Below are 11,587 nucleotides of genomic sequence, written 5' to 3' on the forward strand. Positions count from 1 at the left end.
CACCTACCTACTGCTGAATTCCAAAAACATGCAAGACCGGGCGGATGTGGGATGCTACGTCCAAATACTTTGAATGGACAGAAATATTGTCCGTACTAGGTGTTCAATTAAAAAACAATTGACGCCTAGAAGAGAGGAGCATTTAATCATGACTTACGACAAAGAGGCTTACGAAGCCACCCCGCTAGAGAGGGCGGGCTCCAACAAGAGTGAGGCCAAATCAGAGGATTTGGTTATGAACGACGAGCAATTGACGGAATCAGAAGTTAGCGAACCAGCTACATTTACAGAAGGAGCAGAGAAAAAGGCAGAAGTTTCGGTGGAGGCCGAGCCAAAAGCAGAGGAAAAAGCTCCTGAGCCTGAGAGTGCTTCAACATCTGCTGAAGAAGCCGAGCCCCAATCCGTGAAGAAAACATCGGAACGTGGAGATCATTATTCGGAAACGTTTCGATCGTTGTCTGAGGGCGACCTAGTGGACGGGGTCGTCGTCCATATTGATAAAGATGGGGTGCTGGTGGATGTTGGCACAAAGTCAGAAGGCATAATCAAAATGACAGAGCTAGCACAGGAGCCGTTTCAGTCGCCGGAAGAAGTAGTTTCCGTTGGCGACCGAATTAACGTATATGTGATGGAAACGGACAGCCAGGATGGCAGCTTGCTACTCTCAAAGAAACGCGCCGATTTCGAAAACGCATGGAATAGGGTAATCCAACACTATGAGGAAGATAAACCAATTACCGCAATGGTAACCGACCGCGTAAAGGGTGGTTTGGTAGTAGACCTTGGGGTTAGGGGTTTTATCCCAGCGTCTCACGTCGGTAGCGGGAACGTTAAAAACCTTGATAGATATATCGGCCAGTCGCTTCCCCTTAAAATTATCGAAGTTGACCGAGACCGCCGAAAAGTAGTTTTATCCCATAAACTTGCAGTAGAAAGCGAACGGGAGAAGCGGCGTGCCGAAACCATAAAGTCACTGCAAGAGGGCCAAATTCGCGAAGGTATTGTGCGACGCATTACCGACTACGGTGCGTTCATTGATCTTGGCGGTATTGATGGGCTTTTGCACGTTAGTGAAATGTCATGGACGAGAATAAACCATCCGTCGGAAGTGGTGAAAGTTGGCCAAAAGATCCAGGTGATGGTTTTGAAACTAAACCTCGAGGCCGATAGGATATCACTTGGGTTGAGGCAAATTCTGCCCGACCCGTGGGCGGATATCGAAAGTAAATATAGTGTCGGCCAAGTAATCGAAGGTGAAATTTCGAGACTAGTGCCCTTTGGCGCTTTTGTTCGGTTGGACGAAGGTATTGAAGGGATAATTCCAAATGTTGAACTGAGCAGAAAACGGGTTAAAAAGCCAGAGGATGTAGTTAAGGTTGGCGATCATGTAGAAGCAAGGATTATCGAGCTCAAGCCCGAAGAGCGGCGAATGACTCTAAGCATTCGCCAAATCTTTGAGGAAAAAGAGAAAGCGGAATATGAGACTTATCGCTCAGCCCAAGATGAAGGCCGCATGACACTGGGCGACCTGGTTGGAGATAAACTTAGGGAGCTTCGAAGCGTAGTCGAGGAGGCAGAGGATCAACCTTCTAAGAAGCGAAAGAAGAAACAGCATATCAAAGCGGATGAGGAAGATCTTGAAGCTGATGTTATGGGATCTTCCTTTGCCGAAGAAACTCTATCAAAAGAAGACAACGAAGCCGTAGCTGAGACAAAAGCAGTTGCTTTCGAAGTTGAGGGCGCCTCGACCGAAATTCAAGAAGCATCCGAAGAAGTTAATTCCTCAACTAATGAGGCAGTTTCTGAAGTGACCTCTGCCGAAGAGGAAATAAAGCAGTCAACTAATGGGACGGAAGAAGAGCGTAGTGAAGAATAAGAGTACACGGCAAAATCATACGGTGTCCTTTGTCAAACATCAGAGGTCATATGAGCGAAAGTCAGGATAAGAAAGTAGGACCGGTCTGCACAGAGCAAACAATGCGGGCCGGTCCTTTTTGTGGCCGGAAAGTGCTTATTGTGGGACTCACCGGCGGTGCCGCTAGTGGAAAGTCCACTGTTGCAAAAATGCTCGCTGACCTTGGCGCACGCGTAATAAGTGCAGACGATATGGTACACGACCTTCTGGATAACGACCCTGAAGTTCAGAAGGAAATAATTCAAGTGTTTGGGAAAGACATTCTCAACGAGCAGGGGCGAATAGACCGTGGAAAACTCGGCAAAATAGTTTTTGAAGACGCAGAGAAAAGAGCCCGTCTTGAGAAAATCATACACCCACGCGTATTAGCCCAAATAGAATCTGAGATAAATAATTTTCGTAAGCAAGGCGCAGGAGTACTAGTGGTTGAAATTCCATTACTAATAGAAACATCATCAGTTCGAATGGTTGACAAGGTTTTGGTAATTAGTGCGGAACAAGAGACGCAGATAGAGCGTCTACAAAAGAGATACGGAATCTCTCGCCGTGAAGCACTCCAACGCATCACGGCGCAGTTACCAATGGCTGAAAAAATCAAACATGCCGATTGGGTAATTAGCACTGAGGATACTTTCGAAAAAACGAAAGAGCAAGTAAATTCTGTGTGGCATGCAATGCAAGAATTGCTTGCACAACAAAAATAGCTGTGCTATAATCGGGGCGTTGTTTGCACAATTAGAAATACTGGTATGAGCCTCTACTGCGAATGAAATCAGGCGCAGAGCATTGATAGGGGTAGCTTATTGGTTTAAATCTGCTGGGGGCAGTCGTGAGATATCCTCAATCCAAGTTAGGACTAAATGAAAAAGCGTGAACTCATGAAAGTTATTTATCCACTTTCCGCTTTGGATTATAGCGCTCCTCGCGTGATTTCATTCTGCAGCATATACCAGTTTCGTAAAGGCAGTAATTTAAAAGAATAGTTTGGCGTTGATTCGATAGCACGCCAGCAAGACAAGTATTTCCTAGGAGGAAACACTGTTGTGAAAGCGTTTAGGGTAAGAGACACGCGTTTACCAGTAAGTTTGCTGTGCATTGTTGCCATCCTAACATCCATTGGCTGCACGGCGTTCATCCCCGGAGCAGTGTTTGGCCAAGGGAGGATAATTGAGGTTGCCGTAGTTGATTTCCTGAATACCAGCAAGATGCCAGGCAAAATGTTTGGCAAAATGGCAACCGATGCAGTTGTCGTCGAGCTATTCCGTTCAGGGAAGTTCAATGTTACCTCTGGCGACACTCTCCAAGCCAAGATGCAGGAGCTAGGATACTCAGTTCCTCTCACTCCTGGTCTTTCGCAGAGACTAGGTCAGGAAGTTGGCGCAAACTGTGTTATTAGTGGGGAGCTAGATCATATCAAAATTGACAAGGATAAAAATCAAGCCGAAGTTCGCCTTAAAGTCGCTATGCGTGATGTTGCGTCTGGGGAACTAGTTAACGGCGCAATTGCAGTTGGCAGGAGTTATCCGCACGTAGGATATACCGCTGATGAAGACAAGCTCCTGGTTGAAGCAATAAGCGACGCAGCTCGAATCGCTGTAGAGACAATGGTACAATACATACTCCCCGAAGCCACCGTCCTCAGCTCAGTTGGAACAACCGAGGTCTTGCTAAATAAGGGATCTCAAGAAGGCATCGAAGTTGGCATGGAAATGATTGTCCTACGGCGCAGCGAAGGCGGGCAAGACGAGGTTGTAGGCCGAGTTAAAGTCTCTAGGGTCACCGATACCGACTCAATCGCTACAGTCATACGCGCACCAAAAGGCGTGAAGCCCGAAGACCGCGTGAGAGCTATTTTCGAAATGCCCTCGGCAAAGGATGTAACATCTACCCAACCCCCAGTACGACCCAGTGAGCAGAGAAAACAAATCTCTCGTGGAAGCCGATTGGCTTGGGCAATTTTAGGTCTTCTGGCGATAGGCGCACTTTTTAAAGGCGGTGGTGATCAACCTGAAACGGTACCAGGAGTCACAGCCCAGGCTGGAGCACTTCCTGATATAAATCCACATGAGAGCGATGTAGGCATATTAATAACATGGAACGCACCTAGAAATATTGGCTTGGTAAACATTAGGGAGTTCCATGTTTGGCGTGATAATTGGGGAAATCCAACCTCAGGAGGCCAAGGTACTATGGCACCTGTGCTGGCTCCAGGCGTCAATACAATTGGACCAGTTGCTGGGTTTGACTATGGAGTAGTTGACGAACCCTCACCTCGAACCGTGGATGCCTGGCATTATCCATCTCTTGACCATACAACATTGGAAGAAGCAGATATGAGCATGAGCGGAATTACTATTGGTAGGCCGCATAGATATTATGTCTCTTGCGTTTATCAGCGTGTCAATCCGACAACAGGAAACATAACCTATTGGGAGACACCTCCTGTTGCGGCAGGTATTGCAACTGCTTTGAATAGGCCTATATGCCAGCCTATTACCATGGGCATGGGGGACCTTAACGATATTACTTTTGAGTGGGAAAGCTCGGGAGGCGCCGATACATATTGTATTGAAGTATCAAAGAGTCCGAATTTTGAGCGAGATGTTACATGGGTATATCAATTTGTTCAGCGTACGTCAATGGACGGAGTACTCATGTCAAAGACGTTCACGAATGTTTTAAGAGATCGCAATGGCAATTTGGTTCCCGAGCTGCAGGGTATTCAGAACGGCGATACTCTATACTGGCGCGTTGGTGCAAGAAACAGTGCTGACAGGCCGGGCCCAATCCCTGCCGGACCATCTCCGCAGAAAGACGGCCCAAAGAATACCAGATATATTTATAGTTTAATGGAGCAGTTTACTGTTGAGCTCCCACCAAGCCCGCCAGGCGTTGAAGACGGTGGAAGTGATGGTGGTGGAACTCCGCCAACGCCCTTCTAACTGACGTAAAGAAAGGATGCGGAGCAACATGTTTGGTAGAGCAACGGGACGCATTATATCCCTTTGGGTGCTATGTTTGGTAGCAATAGTGTGGGTACTGGCTGGAGTCGTGCCCAGTTTCGCCGAATCTTTTGCAACCTGGCTAGTGAATTCCCAACGCCCAAAATACGTGCCAAACGAAATCTTGGTTTCGCTACATGAAGGACATACTGACGCTGATCTTGCGGGTTTTAATGCTGAATACAAAACACGAATAGCTCGCAGAGTCAATTTCGGCAATATCGTTGTGCTCGACCTTGCAGGTAGCGGAAATACACCTGATGGGATAATTAGCAACCGTGAAGCGATTCTCAAAAAATACCCAGCTATCAAATCCGTCCAATACAACTACTACCGCTACCCTTTAGATGTTCCTAATGACCAATTCTACCCCGCGCAGGTTAACCCAACAAATCCGAATTTTATAACCGGCCAATGGCCTTTGCAGCCGCACCCCACTAGGCCTGAAATCCTTCATATTCATGCGCCAGAGGCGTGGGATATCGAAAAAGGTAGCAATCGCGTTGTGGTAGGTGTAATAGATACTGGTGTTAGAGACAGGCTTTCTTTTGATGATCAGGGACAAATAATTCGGCGCCCGCATCCTGATTTGGAGGACCGCATCCTCAAAGGAGAAGGCTATGATTTTGGCGATTTTGATTCGGACCCCTCTCCATCTGAAAACGACCAAGTTCCATCTGGTACAGTTACACACGGCACACACGTAGCGGGGATAATTGCAGCACAGGCGAACAATACAATTGGTATTGCAGGCCTATGCTGGGATGGAGTGTGGATACTTCCTATAAAAGTAATGCCTGACGGCGACCCCGGGCTTCCTTTGGATGCCATTATCAACGCAATCTATTATTGTGCAACGTGGGAAGGCAAGGATCCGAATACCGGTGAGCCGCTTAGGTGTAACGTCATAAACATGAGTTTCGGCGGTCAGAGCCCGACGGAAGAGGAAGAAAGAGTATTGGAGTATGCAGTAAGTAAGGGTGTCGTTCCAGTTGCGGCTGCAGGTAATTCATGGGAAAATGGTGCTCCGCCACCAGGATATCCTGCCTCTTATGATTGTGTAATTTGCGTGGGTGCCACGGGATATCTTGATGACGTAACTAGCTTTTCCCAAAGAGGACATGTGGTAGACATTGCAGCGCCAGGCTATGAAGTTCTAAGCACAGTTTGGTATAGGGCTTTAGCAACAGGTCCTGCCCAACCCCCTGGCGGCGGTGGTACGACTCCACCTACACCTGGTTCGGTAGTTCAGCAGGAGCCACCTTCTCAGACGTGGCCTGACCCGACAGGTAACGCATTTAGTTACATGTCTGGGACCTCAATGGCGTGTCCTCATGTGGCTGCTGCTGCTGCGCTGCTTATTTCTAGGGGCGTGCCCTCTTATGATGTACAGGAAATTCTCTGCAAAAGCGCTACCCCAATGGGATTTGGCCGTCCGAATGATAACTATGGCTGGGGTTTGCTGAATGTCTATGAGGCTTTAAAGAAAGCTACCATTGACGTGGAGATAACTTCGCCTCAGAACGGCAATGAAGTCGGTACCTTACGCCCAAAATGCCGCATAGACTTCCGACATGCCAAACAAGACACAATTCGTGTTTGGGTTGACGATAAACTAGTAATCGGTCCGGCAGGTGCAAGTCCCGATATTATTCCAAATTGGGAAACAGGCTATCACGTTCTGGACGAAAATGCAGGCACAACATATCTAATATTTGAAGCGCCGCTAGCCAGCGACCGCACACTTCACTCAATCAAGGCTTTTGCTGAAACCGATAATCCACCGGACGTTCCTCAGGCAATACCAATGTCCGATGAAGATACCCATTATTTCAGAGTTCAGACGCGCAAATTCGCGGCTGGTTGGAACTTGATTTCCGTGCCATATCAGATTGATCAATCAATCGCCCCTGAGGCGTTGTTTGGTGATGATCAGGCGCTTTGGCGATATTCCTATGCCGATGGGAGCACAGGAAGATATTATGCATACTGCAAAGCTGGCGATAGATATGACAATGAGGCAACGCTAGCACCAGAAAGCGTTTTAAAGAATCTTTTGGTGTGCCCCATCTCATCGCTATCAAGCCCAACGGCATTGGCAACAACTCCCGCAGGTCTTGGCTACTGGCTTTATGTCGAAGACCCCAGCGGATACACCCTTCCTGAAAGCTTTGGAACTCCTGTTCCGGAAGAACCCTATACTATAGGTTTGTATAGGGGATGGAACATGATCGGATGTCCGTTCACGTACCCGGTGCAATGGGCAAACGTGACTGTCGAGTGCGGTGGTAATTATCTGCGGGCGACCGAAGCTGTTGAAGCAGGGTGGATATCTCCGATTATCTATACCTACGATTCATTCTACAAACAATACAGGTGGCAGAGAATCGAAAGAGCCGTTTTGAGACCTTGGGAAGGTCAATGGATTAGGGTTATTACTTCGGGTCCCATGCCGCTTGATGTTTCAAATGGCGAGTTTTCTGTGAACATTGCGTCGCCTAGCGACATAGCTGATGATTGGGTGGCCTACGATATTGGAGTTGGGAGCAGTTCTTACTCCCTTGCTAACGTTCCAAATCATAGTGGTTATCCATCGCAGGCGCAAAGGATAAGCATTAGAAGTGTTGCAGAAGGCGTTCCATACTCTGCTGGAATTTACCAGCGTGTTCAGAGCCTAGAAGGCACGAGATATGTGTTTTCAGTTTGGACCTACCGCAATAGCTCAGGCGATACAACCGAATGCACAAAGATCGGCATAGATCCCTACGGTGGTATAGACCCAAGTGCGGCGGTATGGTCTGCTGAACAATACTCCGTGGGGAATTGGACTCGGCAGATTGTTTATTGTACTGCACAGAGTTCTCATCTGACCGTGTTCATACAAGCGACTACTAATAATGCTAGCGTACCAAATACCGTCTACGTGGATTCGGCTAGGTTGTCTGGTGGGCGCGATGTAACTTTAATAATTCCGCCGACGCCTTGTGGTCCAATGTACTAGAATGGATGCTGAGCGGATAAGGAGGATTGAGTTGAAAACCTTTAGCAAATGGTCAGCACTCCTGTTAGCTATAATATTTGTATTATTTACATGCTGGGTTATTACACCTGCAAGTGCCGGTTTTGTATCCGTCCAAAATTCGCACATAGGCCTATCAGTTGGAAGGGATGATCAATGGGACCTTCAAACGCATTCATTAATTCCAGGTCAGCCTATGGCAGGGCGTTTCTGCATTTGGGCTGTCGGCGGCGACCCAACGGTTGAAGAAGATGACTATTCCGATATAATATGGCAGCCATTTGGACCCGGTGCTGGTGCTCCTGGTGATAAATGGGGCGCTATCCAAATAATGGTTGATGGTTATGATGACGAGGGTAATCGCATGTGGGCGCCTTTTGAAGTTGGAGGTACATCCGGCATTTGGGGAGATGAAAACGACGGCATATGGGACGTCATGCCTCATATTCGAACGGATAAACACAACATGATTTATGGATCATGGTATCCGGTGTCGAGCGAAGATCCACCCGGTTTAATTCCCATAAAATGTGAGCAAACAGCCAGATTGATGCATAATACCGTGCGTTTCGAGTGGAAGCTCACAAATGAAGATATAGTAGACCATTATGTGGGACTGCGCATATATTGTGACTTTACACTTGGCGATGGTGATTACGGAACACGTGACCGCCTAATGGTTGTAAGTATTCCGGGTTACCCAATAATAGAGGAGAAAACCCTTTTATCCGTCGGTCAAATCCCGCCAGTAATCGAAATGTTTGATTCGGCAACGAATCCCTTAAGGTCAATTAGGGTTGCTTTTCAGGGCAGCGGTGCTACTATGCCCGATAAGGTCGGCATTGATGATTGGCCCGATGTAGCCGGTTCTGGTTGGACTTACGGTTACGCGCTGGGTCAGGGTGGGGACCCATGGTTGGCATGGCTCTATGAACCAATAAAGCATACATATATAAATGATGTGGCGTATGGAGCTTTTTGGAAGCCGCGCCGTTTAATGCCAGGACAGTCGAGAACAATAGTACACTATATTGGTCTTGCCTGTTCAAGCGCTCAGATGTCAGAACCGAGCGAAAAAAATATTCAGTATTGTGCGGCTGTTCATTCGCCTAGGTGTCTGAAATATATCGGGGCAGGTTCATCCGGCATGGTCTATCCTGATCCATTTACCATAACTGCTTATCTTGAAAATCTAGAGCCGCACATGGATTTCACGAATGCTAGCTTTACTTTAATACTTCCTCCAGGTCTTGAGCTAGATCCATCAGAGAACAACCATTATACCAAGACACTAGTTCGCGTTCCTGCAAAAAAAGAGGCATCAGTTTCTTGGAAAGTGCGTACTACTGGATCGCCGAGAGGTATCATGAATTTCTCAGTTGCATTTAGTGCATATCCTGGTGTTGGTACAACAGTAACGCGAACAATCAATATTCCTGCTGCGGACAAGCAACCGCTTTCGTGGCGGTGGCAGATGATATCAGTGCCGTTCGAACTGATGAATAGCGAGCCAAAGACTGCACTAGGGTTAGTCGGCGAAGAATGGACACCTGAAAACCGCGACGGGAGCTGGCGGCTTCTTGGATACGACCCAGTAACTATGCAATGGGAAGAGCCGGTAAATAGCATAGTGCCAGGGAAGGGCTACTACCTCTGGCTTGCACGCCCTCAGACTGTTTCTTTGACGCCAGGCAATTTTGTGCCACGCGAGTGGGCAGGTACTAAGGGTTTTCATATTCCTCTAAAGCAAGGTTGGAATATGATTGGTAATCCATACATATACGCAATGACGTTTGGAGAAGTGCGGTTCTACCATGCAGATTACGGTGTACTAGACTATGATGAAGCAGTAGCTAAAGGCCTAATTTCGAGAACAATTTTCTCATGGAATGCAACATTCCAAAGATGGGATATGTATAGCAAGCGGGATGCTCAACTAAAGCCTTGGCAAGGCTATTGGATACGCGCATTAAGGTCTGGCGTAGATATGATAGTGACGCCTGAGGCACAAATCGGCGCCGGCATCGGCGGCGAGATACCACCGGAAGATACGGGTGGAGGCCCAACGCCGCCGCCAACTCCATAGAGGAGCAATTTATTGGTAATTGTAGCGCTTAGGAGGTTTTTATTATGAACTATAAAGGGACAATGGCGCTAAAATGTGCAATCACTGGACTATTATTTGTAATTGCAATTGCTTCCCAGTGCCATGCCCAAAGCATTGGAAGTGTAACAATAGATCCAGTCGAAGCAACCTCTAATAGTGTATATAAGGTGCAATTCGTCTGGACTTGTTCCGAAGCTCCATATTTTCCCGATGCAGGGACACTTAGGCTTGAATATCTTTCTGACCCATATGGGGGGTCAGCGGTTACTTGTCCGGTCCCTGAGGAGTGTGGTGTAGGACATCCAATAACAGGGCGGCTTTATACCATTTGGGTTAGCGCAGGTCTTAACCTAGAAAACGAGTCTCCTCATCCGAAAATGAAGCATTTGTATTTATTTAAGGCATTAAAAGCCAATTCGGATGGGTCTCCGCGGTCAGTAACTTTCCAAATCAAGGCTACATTTACGCAACCGCCTGAAAATGAAGGTGACGAGCCAACAGTTACTGAGGTTACGGCTGATGTGGGGCCAGTAACTGTCCATGACTCCCATCCTTGTGGTACAAATCCGAGGTATGGGGGTGTGAAATGGGACCGCGATTGGCTGACAGGCTATGTGTTATATCCTGATTCTCTTACCCTTGACCCACTTTTTACTACGGGTTACGAGGGTCAGTCTCCGGATGACCCAGAAAACCCAGATGATGGAACTACTTCGAGTACTTACACCTTCCGCGTAAAATACAACAATGACGATGGTCGTGCGCCTGAGCCTTGGCACAAGAATTATGGAAATGGCACAGTTTTCCTTACAACGCGACCAGGCATTGACCCATCGGGCGTGGTGTTATATGTTTACGACCCCTATGCCAATAGCGGAAGTGGTGCGTACACAAACCTGCCAATGCAGCCTAACGCAGAGCTTGGCGACGGGGTATATGAGTATATAATCCGACCAGACCAGTGGAACAGCTATAGGGCTTTAAGAATAGGCAATTATAGGTATTTCTTCGGATGTTCTGACGATTATATCCGCGACATGAGTGGCGAAATTCCAACTTGGGCAGAAGAGCAGCCGTTTTCATATGGACCTTTATCGGGCAACTGTCTTTTCCACAGTAAGCCCTCGCCTGAGTTCGGTAACGTATATAACATGGGCATTTATGTCTGTCGCCCAACTTTTGTGCCAGGGGTAACCACTGTTTATCCCTGGAGCGCAAATGAACATCCAAAAGTAACAGTTGGGTTGTGGAGCCCAGAAGAGTGCGGATATCATACTCATATGTATACAATTGATCCGTTATATCAAATGCACAACCCAAATGGACAAGCTACAACGGGTGCTACAACCAATGACCGACTTAGTTTCCAGATAGTATATGGGCAAATTGACGGAATTCCCCCGCAAGAGATTAGCGTTTGGATTTATAAAGGCAATGATACCAATGGTCCTCTTGAGCGGCGAATTACACTTGAGCCTACGGAAGCAGTAACTTCAGCCAAGATAAAGGCCGGCTTGCTTTATCGAACTCCTTCGCCTATTTCG

At 47.4% G+C, this 11,587-nt stretch carries 6 protein-coding genes; all 6 read left to right on the plus strand.

The annotated features are described in order from the left end of the window. Positions 1 to 148: 148 nt before the first annotated feature. Entirely contained in the window at positions 149 to 1,876 is a 1,728-nt protein-coding gene (gene rpsA, locus QHH26_11885; GenBank protein MDH7482655.1) for a 30S ribosomal protein S1, read from the plus strand. A 50-nt stretch (positions 1,877 to 1,926) separates the two neighbouring features. Further along, on the plus strand, positions 1,927 to 2,619 hold the full coding sequence (coaE, locus tag QHH26_11890) for a dephospho-CoA kinase (GenBank protein MDH7482656.1): 693 nt from the start codon (positions 1,927 to 1,929) through the stop codon (positions 2,617 to 2,619). A 339-nt stretch (positions 2,620 to 2,958) separates the two neighbouring features. Continuing rightward, positions 2,959 to 4,857 (plus strand): hypothetical protein, encoded by a 1,899-nt coding sequence (locus QHH26_11895; GenBank protein MDH7482657.1) that lies wholly within the window; start codon positions 2,959 to 2,961, stop codon positions 4,855 to 4,857. A 28-nt stretch (positions 4,858 to 4,885) separates the two neighbouring features. Next, on the plus strand, positions 4,886 to 7,918 hold the full coding sequence (locus tag QHH26_11900; protein MDH7482658.1) for a S8 family serine peptidase: 3,033 nt from the start codon (positions 4,886 to 4,888) through the stop codon (positions 7,916 to 7,918). Between the two features lie 31 nt (positions 7,919 to 7,949). After that, positions 7,950 to 10,022 carry a hypothetical protein gene (locus tag QHH26_11905; GenBank protein MDH7482659.1) on the plus strand — a complete coding sequence of 691 codons (2,073 nt, stop codon included), beginning with the start codon at positions 7,950 to 7,952 and terminating at the stop codon, positions 10,020 to 10,022. A gap of 44 nt (positions 10,023 to 10,066) precedes the next feature. Continuing rightward, the coding region (locus QHH26_11910; protein ID MDH7482660.1) for a hypothetical protein at positions 10,067 to 11,587 on the plus strand (1,521 nt) is incomplete at its 3' end.

The sequence above is a fragment of the Armatimonadota bacterium genome, from assembly GCA_029907255.1.
Taxonomy (GTDB): domain Bacteria; phylum Armatimonadota; class UBA5829; order DTJY01; family DTJY01; genus JAIMAU01.